This is a genomic window from Bradyrhizobium sp. USDA 4011 (assembly GCF_054063415.1).
Genome location: NZ_JBSSGG010000001.1, coordinates 1576409 through 1602540, shown reverse-complemented (window position 1 = coordinate 1602540; position 26132 = coordinate 1576409). Strand labels below are relative to the sequence as shown.

The window sequence follows — 26132 nt, the reverse complement described above, 5'->3', positions numbered from 1 at the left end:
ATTGTCATGGACCCCGCCACGATCGTCATCCTCGCCGCCCTGGTCATCGGCCTGATCTATGGCTCGGTCGGGCTCGTCAGCGGCTTCTGCATGATGAGCGGCCTGCGCGGCTGGTGGGCGGACGGCGATGGCCGGCTGGTGCGCACCTACGCGCTGGCGATGGGGGTCGCGATCGCGGCCTCGCAGCTGCTGGCAGGGGCCGGTCTCGTCGATCTCGGCAAGTCGATCTATCTGCAACCGTTGTTCTCGGCGCCGGTGATGTTCCTCGGCGGGCTGCTGTTCGGCTACGGCATGGTGCTGTCGAATGGCTGCGGCTCGCGGGCGCTGGTGCTGCTCGGGCGCGGCAACTTACGTTCCTTCGTGGTCGTGATCGTGCTCGGCATCGTCGCCGAGATAACGCTGAAGGGCCTGATCGCGCCCATGCGCATCGCAATGGTGCAGGCCTCGCAGGCCACGGTATCAGCCAATTCGGCGCCTGCGCTGTTGGCAAGCATCGGCCTCGGCGCGGTGCCGGCGCGGATGGTGGCGGCCTCGGTGCTATCAGCCGTCCTGATCATTTTCGCCTTCGCCCATGCGCCGTTCCGGAAATCGCCGGGCCAGATCGCGGCCGGCCTGATCGTCGGCCTGCTGGTGGCGGCCGGCTGGTACGCGACCGGTTATCTCGGCGCCGATGATTTCAATCCGGTGCCGGTGACCTCGCTCACCTTCATCGCGCCGATCGCCGACGCGCTGCAATATGTGATGCTGTCGACCGGCTCGACGCTCAATTTCGGCATCGTCACCGTGTTCGGCGTGTTTGCCGGCAGCGCGGTCACGGCGATCGCCACCGGGCGCTTCCAGCTCGAAGGCTATCGGTCGCCGCAGCACATGCTGCGCTCGGCAGCCGGCGCCGCGCTGATGGGCGCGGGCGGCGTGATGGCATTCGGCTGCTCGGTCGGGCAGGGGCTCACCGGCTTGTCGACGCTGTCGCTGTCGTCCTTCATCGCAATCGCCGGCATCATGCTCGGCACCGGCGCCGGCCTGCGCGGCGCGCTGCGGGTCAGGCCGCTGGCAACGGCTTGAAGATCTTGTTTGAGCACGATCTCCGCGCAAAGCCATTCCGCGATTGTCGCGACGGAAAACTGCTTCACGCGTTTCCGGATCATGGTCTAAAGCGTGATGAGATGAGGCCGTGTGCCTACAAACCCGGCGGCGTCATGTGGCTGGTGACTACGTCCGCTTTGCTCCTATGGCGACCAAGTTCGTGCGGCAGCGCAGTATGTCGCGATGGGCCATGAACCGACATCCCAGGGCCGAATCGATAGCGGTTATACAAAATCCCTATATCGCGAATTCGGACAAAGAAGCCTGCGCGCGGCGCTCGAACATGAGGGCTCCCTGGCGCCTAGCGATGTCGGCGGCGGTTGCGAAGGCCGATCGTGCCTCTGTCTTGTTGCCGCGGTCGAGCGCCAGCAAGCACGCACCACGCAGGCGGTAGATTTCCGGCATGTAGATGCCGACGCCAGCCTCGTCGACTCCTGCGATTGCGCGGTCGAGATGACCGAGCGCGTCCGCCGGCCGACCTGCGGCAAGCAGCACCTCGGCTGCAAGGCCGAGATAATATTGGGGCAGCGGACCGGCCGCCGTGGCCTTGCCGATCTCGGCGTCGATCAGCCGTACGGCATCCGCAGCGGCGGCACCGGTTGCGGTCGCCCATCCGACCAGGATCAAGCTGCTGGCGCGCCATGGCGGTAGGCCGAATTTGTCGGCCAGCGTGGCCGCGCGATGCGCGGCTGCGTACGTCGCGTCGCGGTCTCGCCCGAGCTGATAGCCGATGCCCACGTTGTGTAGCCCGTGCGCGAGACTGTTCGGGTGGTCGAGCAATTCGGCCAGCGCAATACCTTGCATGAAATGCGACTTTGCCTGTTGTTCGTCGCCAGATAGCCGCAATGAATTGCCGCACTGAATATGGGCGCAGACGGCGGGATCGTGGCCACCAAAGGCGTGTGCGAGATGACGGTGCTGCGTCATGTCGTAAAGCGCGATGACGTGCCTGCAGCCGTCCAGCGCGCCGCCGACATCGCCGCGAAAATAGGCTGTTGAAAACTGGCAGTGATAGGCTTCGAGCAACAACTCGCGATCGCCGGACTGCTGCGCAAGCGACACCAGTTCGCCCGCACGGTCGCGCGCAAGAGCGGTCTTGCGCCTGAGGTTGGCGTTGATCCAGAGCCCCCATTTGGCCTGGAAGGAGGCTGAGCCGTCGCCGAGCTGGTCGCCGATCTCGCTGGCCCTGGCATAAGCTGCTTCGGCTTCGGCGCTTTGCAGGCCGTGCGCGACCAGCGATGCCGCGCCGAGCTTGAGCCAGAATTCCAACTGCCGGCGCCGGCCGTCTTGCGGCAACATGGTTTCGGCGAGCCTGAGGCCCGCCATGAAATGCGCGATCGCCTCCACGTAGGCCGAGCGGCTAACGGATTGGTTACCGGCGCGCATGCGATAATCGCAAGCAGGAGAGAACTGTCCCGCCTCGCCGAAATGATAGGCCAGCAACTCCGGCTCGTTCGCGGCGACGTCGCCAAAACGCTGCTCCAGCGCCAGAGCGACGCGCCCGTGCCATTCGCGCCGGCGCATCAGCAACAGGCTTTCATAGGCGGCGTCCCGCACCAGCGCGTGCTTGAAGTTGAAGCTCCGCTCGAGGCCACGCTCCTCAGGAAAGACAATTCCCGCGGCAACCAGCTTTGCCAGCATGTCTTCCAGTTCGTCATTGTCCTTGCCGGCTACCGCTTCCAGCAAGGCAAAGGTGAATTGCCGGTCGATCACCGCGGCAATTTGGGCCACCTCGCGGGCCCCGCCGAGACGGTCGAGGCGGGCCATCAACGAGTCCTTCAGCGTCGCAGGCACCGAATCCTCGCCCGCCGATTCCATCACGCTCCGCGTCAGCTCTTCGACGAACAGCGGCACGCCGTCAGTTTTGGCGATGATCGCGGCGATCGTGTCCGCCGTCAGTCCATGCGCCGCAGCGATGCTCGCGACCACCTGCATACATTCGGGCCGGCCGAGTCGTCCGAGCGTGATCAGCGTGGCGTGTGGCCTTGACAGCCATGGCGGCGTGAAATCCGGTCGCGCCGACACCACGACAAGGAACCGCGAGCGGGCTATGCTGTCGGCCAATCGCGTCATCAGTTCGATCGTGGTCGCATCGATCCAGTGCGCGTCTTCCAATACAGTCAGCACCGGATCGTTGTCACTGGTCCGCTTCATGATCTCGACGATCAGCGCCAGCGTTGCGGCCTTGCGCTGCGCCGGCGCCGCGGCGGGAGCTGCCTCAGCCAACGGGATCGACAACAGCTCGGCCAACAGCGGCAGCGCAGCCGGATCGGTGATGTGCCGCGCGCCAAGAAGCGAGCGGAGTTTCTCGGTGCGCGAATCCGATGGATCGCCAGGCGCAAGGTCGGCGGCGCGGTTGAGATATTGGATCACCGGGTAGAGTGCGCTGTCGCTGTGATAGGGAGAGCATTGCAGATTGATGCGCGCATGAGCTTCGGCCGCAAGCTCTTGCTGCAGCCCCTCGATCACGCGCGATTTGCCGATTCCGGCTTCGCCGGTCACGGTGACGATCTGGCCTTCGCCCTGCTGCGCCAGACGCCAGCGTTCGCGCATCAGGCCCGTTTCATGCGCTCGACCGACCAGCGGCAGGCGTTTCGCGCGGATCGCAGCAAATCGGCTTTCGACCGAGGCTTCGCCGCACACGCGCCAAGCTGGCACTGGGCGGGAAAAGCCCTTGAGCTCGTGCTCGCCGGTATGGGTGAGTTCGAAAAGGCCGCCCAACAACTTTTGGGTGGACTCGCTGATAATGATGCAGTCTGCATCCGCAAGGGCCTGCAGCCTTGCCGCGAGGTTGGGCGTTTCACCGACAATGGTCCGCTCCTGAGCCGAGCCGGTACCGATGATTTCGCCGACCACGACCAGGCCAGTTGCGATGCCAATCCGCGTCTGCACGCGGGACCCGTCGGGCAATTCAATTGCGCTAACTTCCGATAGAATTCCAATCGCCGAGCGGACCGCGCGTTCCGCCGCATCCTCAAAGGCCCGGGGAAAACCGAAATAGGCCAATACGCCATCTCCCATGAACTTCGCGACGAAACCACCGTAACGTCCAATCGCACCCGCCACCGCGTCTTGGTACCGCCGGATCAGGCCGCTGAGCAGCTCTGGATCGAGCTTCGCCGAGAGCGCCGTAGAGCCAACCATATCGGCGAACATCACCGAAACCTGCCGCCGCTCGGCATCGCCCGAGCCGGACGCCTCAGCCGCAGCTTTGCCAGGCGAAGGAGCCTCGCCCTGGCCGGCAATAGGGTCTGCCGCGGTCTTACCCGCCGCGATCGCCTTCAAAAGCCTCCGGCGATTGCCTAATGAGAGACCCAATTGCTCGAGATCATCGTCATCGAGGTCGGGGAGAATATCGAGGCCGATGTCATTCGCCTCAAAAACTTCGGCGTATTGCTCCAGATTGTGCTCACGCAACCAGTCGCGCAGATCGCTCATGCCATTGATTCCCCCACACCCGGCTCCCCAAAGGTAGATTGGCACATCTACAGGATCTTGGGGTACAAGACTTTGGGTGCGGGATTTCGAGCGGCCGAAGGAACGACCCTTAGGTCCGCCTTGGGTCATTTTCGACGGTCTCAGCGGAGATTGTCGGCTGGCTGACGTCCGCTTCAACCCTGTAAGCGTCTAATCGGGGCCTGCCCGAAACGGCGTCGAAGGTTCACCTCTCCCCGATGGGAAGAGGTGAAACGAAACCGCCGCAAGCCGCTTCAACCAAAAACTCATTCCGCTTCAGGCGCGCGACGGCGCATCCGCGAGCGAGCTCAGCGCAATCCCGCCGACGATCAGCGCCGCGGCAATCGCCAGCGAGAGGTCGATCGGCTCGCCGAGCAGCAGCGCTGCGGTGACGATGCCGACGATCGGCGTCGCGGTGGTGCCGAGCGAGGTCGTCAGCGCCGGCAGGCTCTTGTTGACCATCGACATCGCCCAATAGGCCAGCGCCGTGCCGATGAAGCCGGAATAGAGGAACAGCAGCACGAGGTGCGGCGACCATGTCACCGTGGGCACGCCCTCGGTGACCAGCGCCGTCGTGGTCAGCACCAGCGTCGCAACCAGCACCTGCCACAGCAACAGCTGCAGCGGTGTCGCGATCCAGCGATGCGAGCGGATATAGATGATGTTCGCGGCCCAGCAAATCGCGGCGATGATGATCATGCCGGCGCCGGCGATGACATGCAGGTTGCTCCAGTCGAGCGATGCCGGGTTGAGGATCACGCAGAGCCCGGCGAGTCCCAACGCGACGCCGACGAGCTTGAGCGCGCCGAGCCGTTCGGTGCGCGCCGCGCCCGCGGCCAGCGCGACCCAGAGCGGCGTGGTGTAGCCGAGCACGACGCCCTTGCTGGCCGGCAGATAGCGCAGGCCGGCGGCGACCAGGGTCGAGAAGAACGTCATGTGCAAGAGCGCGACGCTGAGCACGACCGGGACATCGGCGATCCGCGGAATGATCAAATTGCCGCTGGCGCGCAGGATCACCAGCAGGGCGACCAGGGCGACCCAGCTGCGGATCGATGCGGTCCACAGCGGCGGCACCGCCTCGACCAGCGATTTCGTCACCGACCAGTTGATGCCCCAGGCCAGCACCACGACGATGAACAAGGCTGCGGCCTTGGCAGGGGAGAGCGATGAGTTCACGGGCGGCATCCTTGCAGGCGATACCGCTTGTGAATAGGATCGCGCTGGCTCTCTCGAAAGAGCCAGATTTGACAGATAAAAGGAGCCAGATTGATCCTCGCCGAATTGCTCGCGCTGAAGCGTGCCGATGATGCCGGGCTGACCGCGCAGCTGACGCAGCAGCTGCGTGGGCTGATGGCGAGCGGCCGGATCAGGAGCGGGGCCGTACTGCCGTCGAGCCGCACGCTTGCGGCCGAGCTCGACGTGTCGCGCAACACGGTGACGCATGCCTACGAGCAGCTCGCAGCCGAGGGGTATCTGCGCGTTGCCGCGCGGCGGCGGCCGGTGGTGTCAGACGATATCGAGGCGCGCTTCGCCAGGGCGGTGCCGGCCCCGCGGCGCGATACCGCCCGCAAGCCGCAGCTGTCGCCCTGGGCCTTGCAGCTCTCCGACACGGATTGGCCGCTGTCCTACCAGGCCGACTTCCGGCCGCTGCGTCCCGGGCTTGCGGATGCGCGCGAGTTTCCGCACGAGATCTGGGCGCGCTGCCTGCGCCGCAGCGCGTTGCGCCGCCGCTTCAACGACCAGACCGTGATCAACCGGCCAAGCCTGCGCGAGGCTTTGCGCGACTACCTCGAAATCAGCCGCGGCGTGCGCGCCGAGGCCGATCAGATCCTGATCCTGCCGACGGCGCAGGCGGCGCTGACGCTGATCGCCGCGACCACCATCGTGGCTGGTGATGCGGTGTGGACCGAGGATCCCGGCTATCCCGGCGCCGCGGCGGCGTTTCGCGCGGCCGGCGCCGACGTCGTCGGGGTCAGGCTCGATCAATGGGGCATGATGCGGACGCGCGAAGCGCGCGCGCCGAAGCTCATCTTCACGACGCCCTCGCATCAGCATCCGACCGGGCGGGTGATGCCGGTTGCGCGCCGCACCGAATTGTTGGCGGCGGCCGAGCCCGGCAAGACCTGGATCGTCGAGGACGATTACGACGGCGAGTTTCACTATGACAGCCGCCCGATGCCAGCGCTGCAAGGGCTCGATCGCGAGGGACGCGTGCTCTATCTCGGCACCTTCGCGAAGGCGATGACCGCCGATATCCGCATCGGCTATCTGGTGGTGCCGCCGTCATTGGCACGGACGATGGAGATCGCGCAGCGCCATCTCGGGCTGATCGCCTCCGTGCACGTCCAGGAGGCGCTAGCCGGCTTCATGGCCGACGGGCATTTCCTGGCGCATGTCCGACGGATGCGGCGGATTTATCGCGCGCGCCGCGACCACCTCGCGGCGGCGCTGGCGCGACACCTCGAGCCGGTGCTCACGGCCGAAGTCCCGCCGGGCGGGATGCAACTGATCGCCCGCTTCAGGGATGGCGCCGCGGACCAGAGCGCCGTGACGCGCCTGGTCGCAGCCGGGGTCGAGGTGCGCGCACTGTCGAGCCTTGCGCTGGAGCGGCCGCACGACCACGGCCTGTTGCTCGGCTTCGCCGCGTGGCGCGAGAACGAGATCGGCGCCGCGGTGCGCATCATGGCGAACTGCCTGACGAGGAAGCGGCCGGCGCGTGGCTAGAGGGACGTTGGCGTGATTTCGGAATAATAGAAGAATATCTCTGAGTTGCCCGACGTGTCAAGTCGCCTTGTCGAACGCCGGGGCCGCCGGCACCTTTGCATGGGGTTGTTTTCGATATTTTTCAGCGCGCCCCTGCGACGGCCCGCAAGCGGGAGGGGGACGCAGCCGCCATGCTGCCACGGCTCGGCCCGTCTCGCTGCGTCGAGGGCTCAATCCGCCGCCTTGGTGACGATCCGGACCTCCGACGTCAGCGTCTTGTGCACCGGGCACTTGTCGGCGATCTCCATCAGCCGCTTGCGCTGATCGGCGTCGAGGTCGCCCTCGATCCTGATCACGCGGTCGATCTGGTCGAGCATGCCGTCGCGCGTCTCGCACTCCTCGCAATCCTTGGCATAAATCTTGTTGTGCCGGAGTGTTACGGTGATGCGATCGACCGGCAGCGACTTGCGGTCGGCATACATTCGCATCGTCATCGAGGTGCAGGCGCCGAGACCGGTGAGCAGGAAGTCGTAAGGCCCGGGGCCGGAATCCTGGCCGCCGACGGCAACCGGCTCGTCGGCCAGCATCCGATGCGGACCCGTCGTGACGGTCTGCTGGAATTTGCTGGCGCGAGTCTCCTGCACCACGACGTTGCGCGGCGCGCTGCCGGTGTCGGCTGCCGGCTGCGGCGCGAGGTCGATGTAGCGCTCGGCCCAGGCGCCGATCACGTCGGCGACATAGGCGGCATCCTGCTTGCCGCTCAGGAGGTGATCCGCGCCGGCAAGCGAGACGAAGCTCTTCGGGTGTTTGGCCGCGATGAAGATGTGTGTGGCGTTGTCGATGCCGACGGTGTCGTCGGTCGGCGAGTGCATGACCAGCAGCGCCTTGTGCAGCCTGGTCACCTGCGCCATCAGATTCTGCTCGGCGACGTCGTCGAGGAATTCGCGCTTGATGCGGAACGGGCGGCCGGCGAGCGAAACTTCGCCTTCACCCTGCGCGCGGATGTCCTCGATCCTGTCCCGGAAGAAGTGCGTGACATGGACGGGATCGGACGGCGCGGCGATGGTGACGACCGCCTTCGCCTCGGGAATCTGGCCTGCGGCCGCGAGGATCGCGGCGCCGCCGAGGCTATGGCCGATCAGGATCGCCGGCGCCTTGCGCGTCTCGCGCAAATGGTCGGCGGCGCGGACGAGATCGGCGACATTCGACGAGAACGTCGAATTGGCGAAATCGCCCTCGCTGGAGCCGAGGCCGGTGAAGTCGAACCGCAGCGTGGCGATGCCTTTGGCGGCGAGCGCGACCGCGATGCGCTTGGCCGCCAGCACGTCCTTGCCGCAGGTGAAGCAGTGCGCGAACAGCGCATAGGCCTTGATCGGGCCGTCCGGCGTATCAAGCGCGGCGGCAAGCTGATGGCCGCCCACACCGGTGAATTGAAAGCGTTCATGCGGCATCTTCGGCTCCCGGGATCATTCTTCACCTCTCCCATGGGGAGAGGTCGAATTTCGAGCGTAGCGAGAAATTCGGGTGAGGGGTAACGCTTCATCTAGGGAGCGCGACCCCTCACCCTGCGCTTCGCGCCGACCTCTCCCCATCGGAGAGGTGAGGAAAGTCAGTCGCCAGAATAGCGCTGTTCGGCCCAGGGATCACCGCGATTGTGATAGCCGCGCACCTCCCAGAAGCCGGGCGCATCCGCAGGTAAAAATTCGATGCGCTGCAGCCACTTCGCGCTTTTCCAGAAATACAGATGCGGCACCACCAGCCGCACCGGGCCGCCATGCTCCGGCTCCAGCGGCTTGCCCGACCAGCTATGGGCGAGCAGCGCGTCCTCGGCGGCAAAATCCTCGAGCGCCAGGTTTGTCGTATAGCCGTCATACGAATGCAGCGCGACAAACCGCGCGTCCTCGCGCGGCTGGCAGGCGGCGAGCAGGTCGCGGGTCGCAAGCCCCTCCCACTGATTGTCGTAGCGCGACCAGGTGGTGACGCAGTGGATGTCGGAGACGAATCGGGTCTGCGGCTGCGCCATGAATTGCGTGAAGGTCCAGTAGATCGTCTGCTCGACCGCGCCGTGGACGTCGAGCCGCCAGCGCTCCCGCGTCACGTTCGGCATCAGCCCGAGATCGAGCACCGGCCAGTCCGCCGTCAGATGCTGGCCCGGCGGCAGGCGCTGCTCTTCCGGCCGGGTGATCTTGCCGGTGAGGAATTTACCCTCACGCGCCCAGCGCTGCTTGCTGCGCGTCAGCTTGCTCTCGGGTGGCTCGGCGTCGTCGGTCATCGGCGTTGTGCCATCATTCGTGGCGATGCATCGCGGAGTCGTGCTTGGTGTCGCGCATGGTCGAATAAATCAGGAGCGACAGGAAGATCATGCCACTAAGATAATAGTAGAACCAGTCCTCATGCCCGATGCTCTTGAAATAGAGCGCGACCGCAGGCGCGGTGCCGCCGAAGACCGACACCGTGATGGCGTAGGGCAGGCCGACGCCGAGCGCACGGACATTGGTCGGGAACAGCTCGGCCTTCACGATCGCATTGATCGAGGTGTAGCCGGCGACGAAGATCCAGGCGCCGCAGATCAGGAGGAAGGCGATGAAGGGCGATTTGGTCTCCTTCAGCGCGGTCAGGATCGGGATCGTCGCCAGCGTGCCGACGACGCCGAAGAAGATCAAAAGCGGCTTGCGGCCGATACGGTCGGACAGCGCGCCATAGATCGGCTGCAGGAAGGTCGCGAAGATCAGCGAGCCGAAGATCACGAAGGTGGTCTGGTCCTCGGTGAGGCCGACCGACAGCTTCACGAAGGTCTGCATGTAGGTGGTGAAGGTGTAGAACGCCGCGGTGCCGCCGGCGGTGAGACCAACCACCAGCAGCAATTCGCGCGGATAGTTCAACAGGCCGACGATCGAGCCGGTCGGCTTGGAGACCTTCTTGGCCTCCTCGAACGCCTCGGTCTCGTGCAGGCCGCGCCGCATCACCGCCGCGAAGATCGCGAGCATGGCGCCGATCACGAACGGAATCCGCCAGCCCCAGGCCTTCAGCTCGTCCGCGGTCAGGAACACCTTTTGCAGCAACAGCAGCACGATGATCGCGGTGAGCTGGCCGCCGATCAGCGTCACGTACTGGAAGCTCGAATAGAAGCCGCGATGCTTGGGATCGGCGACCTCGCTGAGATAGGTGGCACTGGCGCCATACTCGCCGCCGAGGCTGAGACCCTCGATGATGCGGGCGAGTGCCAGGATCGCCGGTGCGGCTATGCCGATGGTGGCATAGGTCGGCGTCACCGCGATGATCAGCGAGCCGAAGCACATACAGACCACCGACAGCGTCAGCGACAGCCGTCGGCCATAGCGGTCGGCGATGTAGCCGAACAGCCAGCCGCCGAGCGGGCGCATCAGGAAGGTCGCGGCAAACAGCACCGCGGCATTGAGCTGCTGCACCACCGGATCGCTGTTCGGGAAGAACGCCGGCGCGAAATACAGCGCGAACGCGGTATAGGCGTAGAAATCGTACCACTCGACGAGATTGCCGACCGAGCCGATCAAGATCGCCTTGACCCGCCGCTCGACGTCATGGATGTCCAGATGGTCGCTCGCGGATCGAGCGGTTTGTTCGGACATTGGCAGGCCTCCCCGGATTCTCTGGCGCGATTCCGGGGCAACCTATCTCATTTGCGTGGTGCGGTGTAACTGCTGTCCCGTTGCTTTAGGCGTTCTTGCCGAACAGAACGGGCAGTTGACGCGGGCCGCGCACCGTGCCTTCCGACCAGGTGACCTTGCCGGCCGGGTCGAGGCGGAAATCCGGAATCCGCTTCAGCCATTCCTCGATCGCCACCTGCATCTCCATCCGCGCCAGGTTGGAGCCGACGCAGCGGTGGATGCCGAGGCCGAACGCGGCGTGGCGGTTCTCCTTGCGGTCGATCACGACCTTGTCCGCATCGGGGAACATGGCGGGGTCACGGTTGGCCGCGGGAAAGGACAGCAGCACCATGTTGCCCGCCTTGACCGGGCAGCCGGAGATCGTGGTCTCCTTCATCACCTCGCGCGCCATCGTCACCGGCGAATAGGCGCGCAGGAATTCCTCGATCGCGGTCGGGATCAGCGCCGGCTCCGCGACCAGGCGTTCGCGATCGGCGGGCGTTTTGGCGAGGTGCCAGAGCGAGGAGCCGAGCGCGCTCCAGGTGGTGTCGATGCCGGCGATCAGGAGCAGCCGCAGCGAGCCGAGCACGTGCTCGTCGGTCAGCGGCTGGCCGCCGGGGCCCTTGGCCCGCAGCAGCTGCGAGATCAGATCGTCGCCCGGCTCAAGCTTGCGCTGCTCGAGATGGGCCATGAAGTAGCCGGTCATCTCGCGCACGCCGCTCATCAGTTCGTTCTCGTCCTTGATGCCGAGCTCGAGGATCTGGTGGATCCACTTGATGAAGAGGTCGCCGTCCTTCTCGGGAATTCCCAGCATGTGCGCGATGGCGCGCACGGGGATGTGCTTGGTATAGCGCGCCGCGGCGTCGCAACGGCCGTCGGCGATGAATTCGTCGATCAGCTCGTTGCAGATCGCGCGCACCCGCGGCTCCAGCCGCTTCATCGCGTCCGGCGTGAAGGGCGGCAGCAGCACCTGCTTGGCGGGCTTGTGCTCCGGCGGATCGGAGGTGATCGGCGGCGCACGGGCCGTGATCTCGGGGCGGACGTCGCGCACGATGACGCGGCGCGAGGAGAAGTGCTCGGTGTCGTAGGCGATCTCCTTCACCGCCTGATAGGTGGTCGGCATGTAGCAGCCGAGGAAGCGCTCGGTATGCACGACCGGTGAGGCGGTGCGCAGCGTCTCCCAGATCGGGAACGGGTCGTCGGTCCAGGCTGGATCGGTGTGGTCGAAATCATGGACCCAGTCGGTGACCGGTGGATGTTCAGGCAGATAGCTTGCGGACGGGGAATCGGACATCGGCTCGTTTCCTTCTCGTTCGATCAAACGCAGGTCGGCGCAGCGGGCGGCGCGCGGCCGTCCCTGTTGGCCGCTATTCCTCGGTGACTTCGATCGCGATTTCCGGGCAGTTGGTTTGCGCGAGCCAGGCCTTGTCCTCGAGCCCGGCCGGAACGGTCCCGTCGCCAACTTCATGGGCGTTGCCGTATTCGTCGAGCTCGAACAGTTCGGGGGCGAGCGATTTGCAGCGGGCGTGACCCTGGCACTTGTCCTGGTCGACGCGGATTCTGAGCTTGGACATGCAAGCACTCTCCCTCGGCTCTGGCGCACAGTGGGCGCGCCGGGTTCCTCATTTTAGTTTATGCAAGTTTCAGCTTGCTTGGGCGGCCGGCCTCTTAACCGGACCGCCAAGTTATAGTATATTACATTATCGTCGTGCTTGCGCGTCAAGCGAAAATTCAGCGATCATTGCCGCAATGGGACAAATCGTTCGTAAGCCGTTGAAAACCTACCACCATGGCGACCTCCGCGAAGCCCTGATTCAGGCCGCGTTGCGCGAGGTCGAACTCGGTGGCCCCGAAGCGATCAGCATCAAGGCGCTGGCCAGGCAGCTCGGCGTCTCGCAGCCGGCGCCGTATCGGCATTTCGCCGACCGCGAGGCGTTGCTGGAGGCGGTGACCGCGGAAGCGTTCCGGCAGTTCAACGTGATCATGCGCGAGGCGATCGAGCAGCCCGGCAAGGGCTCGAAACTGTCGCGCTTCGCGCAGGCTGCGCTGGCCTTCGGGCTCGAGCGGCACGGCATCTACCGGTTGATGTTCGCGTCCAGAACCATGGCCTGCGCGCCTGTCGGCAGCGAACTGCACGTCGCGGCGATGGAAACGCTGGCGCTGCTGATCGAGTCGTTCGAGGCGCCGGCCGTCGGGCTGTTGCGCGAACGGCAGGCGCTGAAGATCTGGGCCGGGCTGCACGGCATCGTGATGCTCGCCGAACAGGGCCTGCTCACCGGCGAGGTCGGCCAGATCAGCCGCGAGGAACTGATGGACGAGATCGTCGAGCAGACTAAGCTCGCACTCACCGTCGCGCTGCATGCGACGGAAGAAAAGGCGTAGGACGTTCTACCTCGGCGGCCGCGGGTCGATCGGGGTCGTGCCACGCACGCCCAGAATGTCCTCCAGCACTTTCGCGCCGGCGAGAAGCTGCGCCTCGGCGCGCGGCTTGGCGATCATCTGCAGACCGACCGGCAGGCCCGACGCGGTGAAGCCGCAGGGCAGCGACAGTGCCGGGCAGCAGGCCAGCGTGATCGCATAGACGATGCCGAGCCATTCGACGTAATTGTCGAACTTCTTGCCGTCGCATTCGGCGACATAGCGATTCTCGACCGGGAATGGCGGCACGATGGTCGCGGGCGCCAGCAGCAAATCGTATCTCTCAAAGAATTCGAGCGCACGCGCGGTCATCGCGACGCGCTGCGCCTCGGCGCGCTCGAGCTTTTCGACCGTGAGCTTCAGCCCTTCCTCGATGTTCCAGATCACCTCGGGCTTGAGCAGGTCGCGCTTGGTGCGCAGCAGTTCGGCCTTGCTGATCGCGAAATCGAATGCGCGCAGCACGTGGAAGCATTCATGGGCGTCGCGGAAGTCAGGATGCGCCTCCTCGACGATCGCGCCGGCCTCCGCGAAACGCTCCGCCGCCTTGCGGGTGACGGCCCTCACTTCGGGATCGACCGGCGTGATGCCGAGATCGGGCGAATAGGCGATGCGCTTCGGCTTGCTGCCCGACCGCGCCGCTGAGAGGAACGATGTCGGCAGCACGGGCAAGGACAACGGATCGGCGGCGTGCTCGCCGCTCATCGCGTCGAGCAGCAGCGCGAGGTCCTCGATATTGCGCGCCATCGGCCCCTGCACGCCGAGCGTGCGGTCGACGCCGAATTTCGGCGTCTGCGCGACGCGGCCGATCGACGGCCGTAGGCCGACGACGCCGCAGAAGCTCGCCGGGTTGCGCAGGCTGCCGCCCATGTCGGAGCCGTGGGCGAGCCACGCGGTGCCGCTGGCCAGCGCCGCCGCCGCGCCGCCGGACGAGCCGGCGGCCGAGCGCGACGTGTCCCAGGGATTGCGGGTCGGACCGAACACCTCGTTGAAGGTGTTGGCGCCGGCGCCGAATTCCGGGGTGTTCGACTTGGCGTAGATCACGCCGCCGTTCTGTTCGAGGCGCTCGACCAGGATGTCCGACTTCGCGGGAACGTTGTCCTTGAAGATCGGCGAGCCCAGCGTGGTCAGCACGCCGGAGACGGCGGTGAGGTCCTTGATCGGGACCGGAAGACCCGCGAGCAGGCCGCGCTCGCTGGCCGGCTTCTGCATCAGCGCCCTGGCGTGCGTGCGGGCGCGGTCGAAGCAGAGCGTCGGCAGCGCGTTGACCTTGCCGTCGATCTCGGCGATGCGCTTTTCCAGCACATCGAGCAGGTCGAGCGGCGTGACGTCGCCGGCTTTCAGTTTCTCGACGACGGCACATGCGGTTTCCCGGATCAGCCCCTGATCTGCCACTTGCTTGTCTCCGTTGTTGCAAGTCTTCTGTGCTTGCTGCTGTAGAACATTTTCCCGGAAAGTGGAAACCGCAGAGATTGCGAACGGTTCTCTCTCCCCGTCATCCTGAGGAGCGAAGCGAGCCTCGAAGGAAGAACGGCCAGCAGCAGGGCCGTCGATCCTTCGATGCGCCGCTTTGCGGCTCCTCAGGATGACGGAGGAGAGAGCGAGCGCCTAACCCCACCCCGACGTCAGCCCGCCATCGACCGTGTAGATCACGCCCGACGTATAGCCTGCGCGATCGGAGGCCAGGAACGCCATCAGGTCGCCGATCTCGCGCGCATGCGCGGGGCGGCCGAGCGGCAGGCCCTTCTGGAATTCCGTGTAGCGGCTCTCGTCGCCGAACTGGTTCCTGGCGCGGGTCTTGAGCAGCGTGACGTGGCGGTCGGTGCCGACCGGGCCGGGGTTGATGCCGACGACGCGGATGTTGTCGGCGAGGCTCTTGCCGCCGAGCGCGCGGGTGAACGACATCAGCGCCGCATTGCCGGCGCTGCCGCAGATGTAGTTGGCATCGAACTTCTCGCCGGCCGCGCCGATGTCGTTGACGATCACGCCGCCGCCGCGCGCCTTCATCTGGGCATAGACCGCGCGCGTCAGGTTGATGTAGCCGAACACCTTGAGCTCCCAGGCATGCCGCCAGGTCGCCTCGTCGATCTTGTCGATCGAGCCTCCCGGGATGTCGCCGGCATTGTTGACGAGGATATCGATGTCGGCGGCCTCCCTGGCCAGCCGCGCGAGATCCTCGGATTTGCGCAAGTCCACGACGCTGGTCGCGGCGTCGATCTGGTGCGCGGAGCGCAGCCGCTCGGCCAGCGCCTTCAATTGCTCGCCGTTGCGGGCGGCGAGCAGCAGATTGGCGCCTTCCTCGGCAAAGGCTTCGGCGGCGGCCGCGCCAATGCCCTTGGAGGCGCCGGTGATCAGGACACGCTTGCCGCGCAGATGCAGATCCATGGGATGTCTCGCTTTGGTATGAGGAACGAATGTCCGCGAAATTGGTGGGGCAGGGTCGCTCCGCGGTCAACACTGCACTGCAGCGTTGCGCTGGCGCGAAGTTTGGTCCATTGCAGGACCATCAGGATAGGCGGCATTGCCGGCCGGGCAAATCACAAGGGTGTTCTCGATGAGCAGCGCAAAAAAGCAGTATCGGATTGCGGTCATTCCCGGTGACGGCATCGGCAAGGAAGTGATGCCGGAGGGCCTGCGCGTCATCGAGGCGGCGGCGAAGAAGCACGGCGTCGACGTGAAGTTCGACCATTTCGACTTCGCCTCCTACGACTATTACGAGAAGCACGGCGAGATGATGCCGGCCGACTGGAAGGACCAGATCGGCAAGCATGACGCGATCTATTTCGGCGCCGTCGGCTGGCCGGCCAAGATCCCGGATCACGTTTCGCTGTGGGGTTCGCTGATCAAGTTCCGCCGCGAGTTCGACCAGTACGTCAATCTGCGCCCGGTGCGGCTGATGCCCGGGGTGCCGTCACCGCTTGCAGGCCGCAAGCCCGGCGACATCGATTTCTGGGTGGTGCGCGAGAACACCGAGGGTGAATACTCCTCGGTCGGCGGCCGTATGTTCCCGGACACCGACCGCGAATTCGTCACGCAGCAGACCGTGATGACCCGTATTGGCGTCGACCGCATCCTGAAATTCGCATTTGATCTCGCGCAGTCGCGGCCGAAAAAGCATCTGACTTCGGCGACCAAGTCGAACGGCATCTCCATCACCATGCCCTATTGGGACGAGCGCGTGGAGGCGATGGCCAAGAACTACCCGAAAGTGAAGTGGGACAAGTACCACATCGACATTCTCACCGCGAACTTCGTGCTGCATCCGGACTGGTTCGACGTCGTGGTCGGCTCCAATCTGTTCGGGGATATCCTCTCGGACCTCGGCCCGGCCTGCACCGGCACGATCGGCATCGCGCCGTCGGGCAACATTAATCCGGAAGGCGATTTCCCCTCGGTGTTCGAGCCGGTGCACGGCTCGGCGCCCGACATCGCGGGGCAGGGCATCGCCAATCCGATCGGCATGATCTGGTCGGGTGCGATGATGCTGGAGCATCTCGGCGAGAAGCAGGCGGCAGCCGCCATCGTTGGCGCGATCGAGCGCACGCTCGGCGAACGCACGCTGCGCACCCGCGACCTCGGCGGCAATGCCGATACGACGGCCTGCGGCAAGGCCGTGGCGGAGATGGTGGATTAGGCTGCGCTGTCACCCTCTTCCTTTGTGGGAGATGGTGCCTCGTCGCCTAACCCCGTGCTGTCGTCCCTGCGAAAGCAGGGACCCCTAACCACAGGGTCTTGTTGTTGGGGCTCGCTGTGGCCCCAGCCTTCGTGACAATGTGGAGCGGTGATTATGGGGCCCGGCCGCGCGGAGCCTGTCATCGGGCGGCGCTTTGCGCCGACCCGTTGGCTGGGCCGGGACGACGGTGAGATTACCCCTTCACGATCCGCCGGCAATGCTCCCATGCCGCGTGGATCAGGTTCTCGCTCGCTTCGGGCGTGCGGAACGCCGAGTGCGCCGACAGCGTCACGTTCGGGATTTTCGTCAGCGGATGATCCTTGGGCAGCGGCTCGATGTTGTAGACGTCGAGGCCGGCGTGGCGGATGTGGCCGGAGTTGAGCGCATCGATCATCGCCTGTTCATCGACGATCGCGCCGCGGGCGGTGTTGATCAGCACCACGCCCTTCTTCATCTTGGCGATCTTGTCGCGCGTGATGAGGCCGCGGGTCTCGTCGTTCAATAGCAGATGGATCGAGACCACGTCGCTTGTCGCCAGCACGGTGTCGAGCTCGGTGAATTCGACGCCCGGATGGCTCTTGGGCGACCGGTTCCAGGCGATCACCTTCATGCCGCTGCCGAGCGCGATGCGGGCGACCTCGGCGGCGATGCCGCCGAAGCCGACCAGGCCAAGGGTCTTGCCGGTGAGCTGCATGCCGTCCTCGCGCAGCCAGTTGCCGGCGCGCATCTCGCGGTCCATCTGCGCGATCACCCGCGCCGACGACCACATCAGCGCGATCGCGGACTCCGCGACCGCGGTGTCGCCATAGCCCTTGATCAGATGCACGGAGATGCCGAGCTCGGCGAGCTCTTCCGGATTCATGTAGCTGCGCGCGCCGGTGCCGAGGAACACGACATGCTTCAGGCCGGCGCATTTCCTTGCGACGTCGGTCGGCAACGCGGTGTGATCGACGACCGCGATCTCGGCGCCGTCGAGCACTGCAGGATAATCCTCCGGCTTGATGTCGGGGTTGCGGTTGATCCGCATCCGGGGATCGCCTGACTTTTCCAATCGCTCGGTGATGACAGCGAGCGATTCATTGGCGTCGACAAACACTGCGCGCACGAAAGCCTCCATCCGATGAGAAGAAGATGATCAGGATGCGACGCCGGCGAGCGCCAGCACCGTATGCATCAGGACGTTGGCGCCGGCGGCGCAATCGGTCTGCGTGGCGTCTTCCAGCTCGTTATGGCTGATGCCGTCCTTGCAGGGCACGAACACCATCGCCGCCGGCATCACCGTGTTGAGGTTGCAGGCGTCATGGCCGGCGCCGGAGGTGATGCGGCGGTGCGAATAGCCGAGCTGCTGGGCCGCGCTCTCCACCGCGTCGACCAGCCTCGGGTCGAAATGCGTCGGCGCCTTGCGCCAGACCAGGTCGAGCTGGACCTCGACCTTGCGCTTTGCTGCGATCTCGGTGACGGCTGCACGCAGGTCGCGATCCAGCGCGTCCATGATCGCGGCGTCGGCGCTGCGGCAATCCACCGTGAAGGCGATCTCGCCGGGGATGACGTTGCGCGAGGGCGCAGCGATCACGGCCTCGCCGATGGTGCCGACCGCCTTCGGCCCGTGTTTCTTCGCAATGCTTTCCATCGCCAGCACGATCTCCGACAGCGTTGCCAGCGCATCGCGGCGCAGCGGCATCGGGGTGGATCCCGCGTGACTCTCGAAGCCCGTGATCTTGCCGTCGTACCACAACACGCCCTGGCCGGAATCGACCACGCCGATGGTCTTGCCCTCGGCCTCCAGGATCGGGCCCTGCTCGATATGCAGTTCGACGAAGCTGGTGAACTTCTGGCGGCCGACCGGGGCATCGCCGCGATAGCCGATCGAGTCCAGCGCCTGCGCCACCGTGACGCCGTCGGCATCCTTGCGCGACAGAATGTCGTCGGTGGTGAAATCGCCGACGTAAGCGGCAGAGGCCATCATCGCCGGCGCAAAGCGCGAGCCTTCCTCGTTGGTCCAGTTGCAGATGCAGATCGGCAGCTCGGTCTCGATGCCGGCATCGTTGAGCGTGCGCACCATCTCGAGCGCGGCCAGCGTGCCAAGGATGCCATCATATTTGCCGCCGGTCGGCTGGGTGTCGAGATGCGAGCCGACGCCGATCGGCGGCTTCGACATGTCCCGTCCTTTCCGCAAGCCGAACATCGAGCCGAGCGCATCGACCTGCACCTCGAGGCCGGCGCTCTCGCACGCCTTGCGGAACCAGTCGCGCACCTGCTTGTCCTCGGCGCTGAGGGTCAGCCGCCGCACACCGCCCTTTGGCGTTGCACCGAACTGCGCGGTTTCGTGGATGGTGCCCCAGAGGCGGGCGGAATCGATCTGCAGGTTGGTTGCGGCTCGGCTCATGTCGTCAGTCCATTTCAGCTGTCATTTCCGGGGCGGTCCGAAGGACCAGGCCCGGAATCTCGAGATCCCGGGTTCGATGCTGACGCATCGCCCCGGAATGACGTTTGATTATCCGGCACTCGTTCAATGGCGCGCCGCTTCCATCGCGTCAACCGCCACGCTCGCCTGCGCGATCTGCCTGGCGAGATGGGCGACACGCTCTACGGCGACCGCATCGGGGGAGGCGAGCCAGCTTGCGGTGAAGGTGAGGGGCGGCAGCTTGAGGTCGGTATCGAGCAGTTGCAAGCGGCCGTCGGCGAGCTCGTTCTCGACGATCGCCGACGGAATCACCGCAATGCCCAGGCCTTCATTGGCCATGTGGATCACGGTCGCGAGCGAGGTCGAGGCGTGCAGCCGGATCGGCGGCAGGTCAGGGGCGTTGAACAGCGCGCGCACGGTCTCATAGGGCTGGGTCTTGCGCGGAAATGTGATGATCGGAAACCGCGCCAGATCCCGCCGCGCCACCGGCCCGGAGCCGAGGCCGAGCGAGGGGCTCGCCAGGAAACCGATCGGGTAGTCGCATAGCACATGGTTGTGCGCGCCGGATGCCGAGACCGGTCCGAGCACGAAGGCGAGCTCGATCTCCTGCGCCAGCAGTCGCGGGGTCAGGTTCGGCGTGATGTCGACCTCGATCTCCAGCGACAGGTTCGGGTAGATCTCGTTGACGCTCTTGACCAGCCGCGGCAGCCAGGTGTGCACGATGGTCTCCGCGACACCGAGCCGCAGCGCACCGCGCATCGCCGAACGGTCGCCGACCTCCGCCATCATCTCCGAGCGCAGGCCGATCAGCTTCTCGGCGTAGGTCATCATCAGCCGTCCGCTCGGCGTCGGCGAGGCCACCCGGTGATCGCGGTTCAACAGCTTGACGCCCATCTCGCGCTCGAGCTGGGCGATGCGCTGGGAGATCGCCGGCTGGGTGGTGTTGAGCCGCTGGGCGGCGCCGCGGAAGCTGCCGAGCTTGACGACCCAGAGGAAGGTTTCGATCGAGCGGAAGTCCGTCATTGGAAGCATATCCCCGATCGATAAATCTTATTTATCGATTTTGATTAGAAAGGACGATTAGACATTATATCACGCTTGGTGTTGGTTTGTCCTTGTCGAGATTATGGGCAGGAGAATCCCATGACTGTTTTTGCGGCAGTGCAGCGATCTCAGGGGGAGCCGGTGCTGGCGAGCGTCGAAGCGCGCCGCGCCTGCCGCAACGGCATGGCCTCGGCCACCACGGCCGGGCTCGCCAACGGTTTCGTGCAAGGTAATCTCGCGATCCTGCCGGAGAAACTCGCCGGCGCCTTCCACCGCTTCTGCCAGCTCAATCCGAAGCCGTGCCCGATCATCGGCATGTCCGACGTCGGCGATCCCAGAATCCCCGCGCTCGGCCTCGACCTCGACATCCGCACCGACGTGCCGCGCTACCGGGTCTGGCGCGACGGCGAGGTGGCGGACGAGCCGACCGACATCACCAAATACTGGCGCGACGATCTCGTCACCTTCGTGCTCGGCTGCTCCTATTCGTTCGAGGAGGCGCTGCTGGAGGACGGGCTGCCGATCCGTCACATCGAACGCAACCTGCGTGTGCCAATGTACCGGACCAACATCGCCTGCCAGCCGTCGGGGCCGTTCGCGGGACCGATGGTGGTGTCGATGCGCCCGTTCAAGCCGGCGGATGCGATCCGCGCGGTGCAGATCACCTCGCGCTTCCCGTCGGTGCATGGCGCACCGGTTCATCTCGGCCACCCGCATGCGATCGGCATCAAGGATATCGCCAAGCCCGACTATGGCGATCCGGTGCCGGTGGCCGATGACGAGATCCCGGTGTTCTGGGCCTGTGGCGTGACGCCGCAATCGGTGATCGCAAGCGCGAAGCTGCCGTTCGCGATCACGCATTCGCCGGGCCTGATGCTGGTGACCGATCTCAGGAACAAGCAGCTGGCTGTGCTCTGAATAGGCAATTCGTGCAATTCATTGAGGCTTTACTGCGCGCTACAAGCATCACATCGATAATAACAAGCTGACCTAAGGGGAATTTCGATGACGATCTCTCGCCGTAACGTGTTGCTGGGTGCCACTGCCGCCGCCGCGCTCGGTCCGATGGCCGCGCGCGCGCAGACAAGCGAAGTTGCAATCGGCGTGATCTATCCGCTGTCCGGCTCCAGCGCCGCGATCGGCGTCGACGCGCAGCATGCCTTCAATACCGCGGCCGAGATCATCAACAAGAACTATGATTTCGCGCTGCCGCTCGCCAAGGGCGAAGGCCTGTCCGGCCTCGGCGGCGCCAAGGTTCGCCTCGTGTTCGCCGACCACCAGGCCGATCCGCAGAAAGGCCGCGCCGAGACCGAGCGCCTGATCACGCAGGAGAAGGTCTGTGCCGTCGTCGGCACCTATCAGAGCGCGGTTGCCGTTACCGTCAGTCAGACCTGCGAGCGCTACGGCGTCCCGTTCATCTCGGCCGACAATTCCTCGCCCAGCCTGCATCGCCGCGGTTTGAAATACTATTTCCGCGCCTCGCCGCATGACGAGATGTTCTCGGCCGCGATGTTCGACTTCTTCGATGCGATGAAGAAGAAGGGCCAGAAGATCGAGACCCTGGCGCTGTTCCACGAGGACACCATCTTCGGTACCGATTCGGCGAACGCGCAGACCAAGCTCGCCGGCGAGCGCGGCTACAAGATCGTCAGCGACATCAAGTATCGCGCCAACTCGCCGTCACTGACCGCCGAGGTGCAGCAGCTCAAGGCGGCCAATGCCGACGTGCTGATGCCGTCGAGCTACACCACCGACGCCATCCTGCTGGTCAAAACCATGGCCGAGCTCGGCTACAAGCCGAAGAACATCATGGCGCAGGACGCCGGCTTCTCGGAGAAGGCGACTTATGACGCTGTCGGCGACAAGCTCGAAGGCGTGATCTCGCGCGGCAGTTTCTCGCTCGACCTGGCCAAGAAGCGGCCGATGGTCGGTCTCATCAACGAGATGTACCGCGCCAAGTCCGGCAAGGACTTCAACGACTATTCGTCGCGCCAGTTTATGGGCCTGATCGTGATGGCCGACGCCATCAACCGGGCCAAGTCGACTGACGGCGAGAAGATCCGCGAGGCGCTGGTTGCGACCGACATGCCGGGAGACGTGACCATCATGCCGTGGCGGCGCGTCAAGTTCGACGAGATGGGGCAGAACAACTTCGCCGATCCCGTGCTCTTGCAGTATGCGGCGAAGAACTTCGTCACGATCTTCCCGGAACAGGCCGCCGTCTCCGAGGCGATCTGGCCGATGAACAGCTGATCGGTCGGACGCTTTCTCTCCGTCGTCCCGGGCAAGCGAAGCGCGACCCGGGACCCATTACCACAGGCAGGCGTTTTGCGATGATTGGGGCGCAGCGGTGACAGCCGAGACCATTATCCAGAGTTTAGCGAGCGGCCTCCTGATGGGGCTACTCTACGGACTGATCGCCGCCGGCCTCGCATTGATCTTCGGATTGATGGACGTCGTGAATTTCGCGCACGGCGAATTCCTGATGATCGCGATGTACGCGACCTTCTTCCTGTTCGCGTTCTTCGCGATCGACCCCTTGCTTGCGGCGCCGTTGGTCGCCGCGGCATTGTTCGTGTTCGGCGCGGTGGTCTACCTCTTGGTGGTCCGCTTCGCGATGCGCGCCAAGGCCAATGCCGGCATGGTGCAGATCTTCTCCACCTTCGGCCTTGCGATCGTGATGCGGGGCCTCGCCCAGTTCTTCTTCACGCCCGACTACCGCAGCGTCACCAACTCCTGGGTCGGCGGCAAGACGATCTCGATCGCCGGCATCTATCTGCCGGAGCCGCAGCTGATCGGCGCGATGCTGTCGATCGCGGCCTTCGTCGCGCTTTACTTCTTCATCAACCGCACCGATTTCGGCCGCGCGCTCGAGGCGACGCGCGAGGACGCCGGCGCGGTGGCGCTGGTCGGCATCGACAAGAACCGGGTGTTCGCGCTCGGCTGGGGCCTTGGTGCCGCGCTGGTCGGCCTGGCCGGCGCCATCATGGCGATCTTCTTCTACGTCTATCCCGACGTCGGCGCGTCGTTTGCGCTGATCGCCTACGTCACCGTGGCGCTCGGCGGCTTCGGCAGCGTGTTCGGCGCCTTTGCCGGCGGCATCATCGTCGGCCTGGTCGAGGCGACCACCGCGCTGATCCTGCCGCCGTCGCTGAAATCGGTCGGCATCTACGCCGTCTATCTCCTGGTCGTCTTCATCCGCCCGCGTGGCCTGTTCGGATCGATGTGATGGACACCTACTTTGCCCAACGCCGCAGGCGTGACCTGATCGTCGCGGCCTGCCTTGCGGTGATCGCAGCGCTGGTGCCGCTGTTCGTCAAGGACGTCTACGTCCAGAACATCATGGTCCTGACCCTGATGTATGCCGCGCTGTCGCAGAGTTGGAACATCCTCTCCGGCTATTGCGGACAGATCTCGCTGGGACATGCGCTGTATTTCGGGCTCGGCGCCTACACCACCGCGCTCCTGTTCACCAAGTTCGGCGTGCTGCCGTGGTTCGGCATGCTGGCGGGCGGGGCGATCTCCGCCGTGATCGCGATGGCGCTAGGCTATCCCTGCTTCCGCCTGCGCGGGCATTATTTCGTGATCGCGACCATCGTGATCGCCGAGATCGCGCTGCTGCTGATCCAGAACTGGGATTGGGCGGGCGCAGCCCTCGGCATCGATATCCCGGTGCGCGGCGACAGCTGGCTCAAATTCCAGTTCACGCGCTCCAAGCTGCCGTACTTCTATTTCGCGCTGGCGCTGGCCTGTATCGCCTGGCTCGTCACCTGGTGGCTTGAGGACTCCAAATGGGGTTATTGGTGGCGCGCGGTGAAGGACAATCCGGACGCGGCCGAAAGCCTCGGCGTGGTCGTGTTCAATTCCAAGATGGGCGCGGCGGCGGTCTCCGCCTTCCTCGTCGCCGTCGGCGGCAGCTTCTACGCCCAGTTCGTCTCCTATATCGACCCCGAAAGCGTGATGGGCTTCCAGTTCTCGCTGCTGATGGCGCTGCCCGCGGTGTTGGGGGGCATCGGCACGCTGTGGGGGCCGGTGCTCGGCGCCGTGATCCTGATCCCGCTCACCGAGCTGACGCGGTCCTTCGTCGGCGGTTCCGGCCGCGGCGTCGACCTCATCGTCTATGGCGCGCTGATCGTCGCGATCTCGCTGGCACTGCCGAAGGGGCTCGTCAGCGTGTTCAGCTTGCTGTCCGGGCGCAAGGAGGCCGCGCGATGACGGCCCCGCTCTTGGAAACCCGCGGCGTCTGGCAGCGCTTCGGCGGCCTCGTCGCCAACAGCGACGTCTCGATCTCGGTCGGCCGCGGCGAGATCGTCGGCCTGATCGGCCCGAACGGCGCCGGCAAATCGACGCTGTTCAATTTGATCGCGGGCGTGCTGCCGCCCACGCAAGGCTCGATCATGTTCGACGGCGAGGACGTGACAAAGCTGCCGGCGGCGGAGCGCTGCCAGCGCGGCGTCGGGCGCACCTTCCAGGTGGTCAAGAGCTTCGAGACTATGACCGTGATCGACAACGTCATTGTCGGTGCGCTGATCCGCAACACGAAGATGCGCATCGCGCGGCAGAAGGCCTATGAGGTCCTGGAGTTCTGCGGACTTGCGGCGCGCGCCGACAAGCTTGCCGCCGATCTCGTCCCGTCGGAGAAGCGCCGGCTCGAAGTCGCCCGTGCGCTGGCCACCGAACCGAAGCTGCTGCTGCTCGATGAAGTGCTGACCGGACTGACGCCCGTCGAGGCGCAGACCGGCGTCGAACTGGTGCGCAAGGTGCGGGCCACCGGCGTCACCGTGCTGATGGTCGAGCACGTGATGGAGATCGTGATGCCGCTGGTCGACCGCGCCATCGTGCTCAATCTCGGCAAGGTGCTGGTCGAGGGCAAGCCGACCGAGGTCGTCCGCAATCCGGAAGTCATTTCTGCCTATCTCGGGGATCGTCATGCTGTCGGTGCGTGAACTCACCACCGCCTATCAGGGCCTGGTTGCGATCTCCTCGGTGTCGATCGACGTCACCAAGGGCGAGATCGTCTGCGTCGCCGGCGCCAATGGCGCGGGCAAGTCGACGCTGCTGAAATCGATCGCCGGCGCCGAGCGTCCGCGCGCGGGCACCGTCACCTTCGACGGCAAGCGGATCGACGGCCAGCCGCAGCACGTCATCACCGCTGATGGCATCGCCTTCGTGCCGGAGAACCGCCGGCTGTTTCCGCGACTCTCGGTGCGCGACAATCTGCGGCTCGGCAGCTATCTCTATCGCAGCCAATCCGACCGCGATGCGCCGCTCGATCTGGTGTTCAATCTGTTCCCGCGGCTCGGCGAGCGGCTGGAGCAGCGCGCGGAGACCTTGTCCGGCGGCGAGCAGCAGATGCTCGCGATCGGCCGCGCGCTGATGACGCGGCCGCGGCTGCTGATGCTCGACGAGCCGTCGCAGGGCATCATGCCGAAACTGGTCGACGAGATCTTCCAGGCCGTGAAGCGCATCCGCGACGCCGGCATGACGGTCCTGATCGTCGAGCAGCGCATGGCCGAGTGTTTGGAGATCGCCGACCGCGCCTACATCCTGCAGACCGGCCGCGTGCTGATGCAGGGCACCGCCGCCGAGATCACCGGCAATCCCGACGTGCGCAAGGCGTATCTGGGGCTGTAGTTTTCTGTCTCCGCGCACGCGAACGTCATCCTGAGGTGCGAGCCTTGCGGCGCATTTGCGCCGCTGGGCGAGCCTCGAAGGATGGGCTACAAGC

At 65.3% G+C, this 26132-nt stretch carries 22 protein-coding genes; 10 read left to right on the top strand and 12 right to left on the bottom strand.

Annotation, left to right across the window (positions count from 1 at the left end; genetic code table 11):
* Positions 1 to 6 precede the first annotated feature (6 nt).
* A complete protein-coding gene (locus ACVW1C_RS07460; protein WP_456757852.1) occupies positions 7 to 1062 on the top strand; it encodes a YeeE/YedE family protein in 1056 nt (351 codons plus the stop codon).
* Between the two features lie 258 nt (positions 1063 to 1320).
* Here the strand turns inward: ACVW1C_RS07460 and ACVW1C_RS07455 are convergent, their stop codons facing one another.
* Positions 1321 to 4650: an adenylate/guanylate cyclase domain-containing protein gene (locus ACVW1C_RS07455; RefSeq protein ID WP_456757851.1), complete on the bottom strand. Its 3330-nt coding sequence runs from the start codon at positions 4648 to 4650 to the stop codon at positions 1321 to 1323.
* Between the two features lie 165 nt (positions 4651 to 4815).
* Positions 4816 to 5724 (bottom strand): DMT family transporter, encoded by a 909-nt coding sequence (locus tag ACVW1C_RS07450; protein ID WP_456757850.1) that lies wholly within the window; start codon positions 5722 to 5724, stop codon positions 4816 to 4818.
* Between the two features lie 81 nt (positions 5725 to 5805).
* Between ACVW1C_RS07450 and pdxR the strand changes: the two genes are divergently transcribed.
* Complete coding sequence (pdxR, locus tag ACVW1C_RS07445) at positions 5806 to 7263, top strand: MocR-like pyridoxine biosynthesis transcription factor PdxR (RefSeq protein ID WP_456757849.1); 1458 nt, start codon at positions 5806 to 5808, stop codon at positions 7261 to 7263.
* A gap of 209 nt (positions 7264 to 7472) precedes the next feature.
* Here the strand turns inward: pdxR and ACVW1C_RS07440 are convergent, their stop codons facing one another.
* From ACVW1C_RS07440 to ACVW1C_RS07420, 5 genes are all read right to left on the bottom strand, one after another.
* Positions 7473 to 8693 (bottom strand): bifunctional alpha/beta hydrolase/OsmC family protein, encoded by a 1221-nt coding sequence (locus ACVW1C_RS07440; protein ID WP_456757848.1) that lies wholly within the window; start codon positions 8691 to 8693, stop codon positions 7473 to 7475.
* Positions 8694 to 8851: 158 nt separating this feature from the next.
* Positions 8852 to 9514: a sulfite oxidase-like oxidoreductase gene (locus ACVW1C_RS07435; RefSeq protein ID WP_456757847.1), complete on the bottom strand. Its 663-nt coding sequence runs from the start codon at positions 9512 to 9514 to the stop codon at positions 8852 to 8854.
* Between the two features lie 13 nt (positions 9515 to 9527).
* Positions 9528 to 10850: an MFS transporter gene (locus ACVW1C_RS07430; RefSeq protein ID WP_456757846.1), complete on the bottom strand. Its 1323-nt coding sequence runs from the start codon at positions 10848 to 10850 to the stop codon at positions 9528 to 9530.
* A gap of 85 nt (positions 10851 to 10935) precedes the next feature.
* On the bottom strand, positions 10936 to 12162 hold the full coding sequence (locus tag ACVW1C_RS07425; protein ID WP_456757845.1) for a cytochrome P450: 1227 nt from the start codon (positions 12160 to 12162) through the stop codon (positions 10936 to 10938).
* Between the two features lie 73 nt (positions 12163 to 12235).
* Complete coding sequence (locus ACVW1C_RS07420) at positions 12236 to 12442, bottom strand: ferredoxin (protein ID WP_016842874.1); 207 nt, start codon at positions 12440 to 12442, stop codon at positions 12236 to 12238.
* Between the two features lie 175 nt (positions 12443 to 12617).
* Between ACVW1C_RS07420 and ACVW1C_RS07415 the strand changes: the two genes are divergently transcribed.
* Positions 12618 to 13250 carry a TetR/AcrR family transcriptional regulator gene (locus ACVW1C_RS07415; protein ID WP_092125037.1) on the top strand — a complete coding sequence of 211 codons (633 nt, stop codon included), beginning with the start codon at positions 12618 to 12620 and terminating at the stop codon, positions 13248 to 13250.
* Between the two features lie 6 nt (positions 13251 to 13256).
* Here the strand turns inward: ACVW1C_RS07415 and ACVW1C_RS07410 are convergent, their stop codons facing one another.
* Both ACVW1C_RS07410 and ACVW1C_RS07405 read right to left on the bottom strand, forming a co-directional pair.
* Positions 13257 to 14678: an amidase gene (locus tag ACVW1C_RS07410; protein ID WP_456757844.1), complete on the bottom strand. Its 1422-nt coding sequence runs from the start codon at positions 14676 to 14678 to the stop codon at positions 13257 to 13259.
* A 213-nt stretch (positions 14679 to 14891) separates the two neighbouring features.
* The gene (locus ACVW1C_RS07405; RefSeq protein WP_456757843.1) at positions 14892 to 15668 is read right to left on the bottom strand and encodes an SDR family oxidoreductase; all 777 of its coding nucleotides are present in this window, start codon (positions 15666 to 15668) and stop codon (positions 14892 to 14894) included.
* Positions 15669 to 15837: 169 nt separating this feature from the next.
* Between ACVW1C_RS07405 and ACVW1C_RS07400 the strand changes: the two genes are divergently transcribed.
* A complete protein-coding gene (locus ACVW1C_RS07400; RefSeq protein ID WP_456757842.1) occupies positions 15838 to 16917 on the top strand; it encodes a tartrate dehydrogenase in 1080 nt (359 codons plus the stop codon).
* Positions 16918 to 17149: 232 nt separating this feature from the next.
* Here the strand turns inward: ACVW1C_RS07400 and ACVW1C_RS07395 are convergent, their stop codons facing one another.
* The 3 genes from ACVW1C_RS07395 to ACVW1C_RS07385 form a co-directional block, all read right to left on the bottom strand.
* Positions 17150 to 18061, bottom strand: a complete 912-nt coding sequence (locus ACVW1C_RS07395; RefSeq protein ID WP_456757841.1) for an NAD(P)-dependent oxidoreductase — start codon at positions 18059 to 18061, stop codon at positions 17150 to 17152.
* A gap of 30 nt (positions 18062 to 18091) precedes the next feature.
* A complete protein-coding gene (locus ACVW1C_RS07390; protein ID WP_456757840.1) occupies positions 18092 to 19342 on the bottom strand; it encodes an allantoate amidohydrolase in 1251 nt (416 codons plus the stop codon).
* A 123-nt stretch (positions 19343 to 19465) separates the two neighbouring features.
* A complete protein-coding gene (locus tag ACVW1C_RS07385) occupies positions 19466 to 20383 on the bottom strand; it encodes a LysR family transcriptional regulator (protein ID WP_456757839.1) in 918 nt (305 codons plus the stop codon).
* Between the two features lie 120 nt (positions 20384 to 20503).
* Between ACVW1C_RS07385 and ACVW1C_RS07380 the strand changes: the two genes are divergently transcribed.
* From ACVW1C_RS07380 to ACVW1C_RS07355, 6 genes are all read left to right on the top strand, one after another.
* Entirely contained in the window at positions 20504 to 21322 is an 819-nt protein-coding gene (locus tag ACVW1C_RS07380; RefSeq protein WP_176532653.1) for a putative hydro-lyase, read from the top strand.
* Between the two features lie 87 nt (positions 21323 to 21409).
* On the top strand, positions 21410 to 22657 hold the full coding sequence (locus tag ACVW1C_RS07375; RefSeq protein WP_456757838.1) for an ABC transporter substrate-binding protein: 1248 nt from the start codon (positions 21410 to 21412) through the stop codon (positions 22655 to 22657).
* A gap of 97 nt (positions 22658 to 22754) precedes the next feature.
* Positions 22755 to 23633: a branched-chain amino acid ABC transporter permease gene (locus tag ACVW1C_RS07370; protein WP_173641657.1), complete on the top strand. Its 879-nt coding sequence runs from the start codon at positions 22755 to 22757 to the stop codon at positions 23631 to 23633.
* On the top strand, positions 23633 to 24619 hold the full coding sequence (locus ACVW1C_RS07365; RefSeq protein WP_456757837.1) for a branched-chain amino acid ABC transporter permease: 987 nt from the start codon (positions 23633 to 23635) through the stop codon (positions 24617 to 24619). Before ACVW1C_RS07370 ends, ACVW1C_RS07365 begins: the two co-directional genes overlap by 1 nt.
* Positions 24616 to 25350: an ABC transporter ATP-binding protein gene (locus ACVW1C_RS07360; protein WP_092125048.1), complete on the top strand. Its 735-nt coding sequence runs from the start codon at positions 24616 to 24618 to the stop codon at positions 25348 to 25350. Before ACVW1C_RS07365 ends, ACVW1C_RS07360 begins: the two co-directional genes overlap by 4 nt.
* On the top strand, positions 25334 to 26038 hold the full coding sequence (locus tag ACVW1C_RS07355) for an ABC transporter ATP-binding protein (RefSeq protein WP_456757836.1): 705 nt from the start codon (positions 25334 to 25336) through the stop codon (positions 26036 to 26038). Before ACVW1C_RS07360 ends, ACVW1C_RS07355 begins: the two co-directional genes overlap by 17 nt.
* Positions 26039 to 26132: the final 94 nt, after the last annotated feature.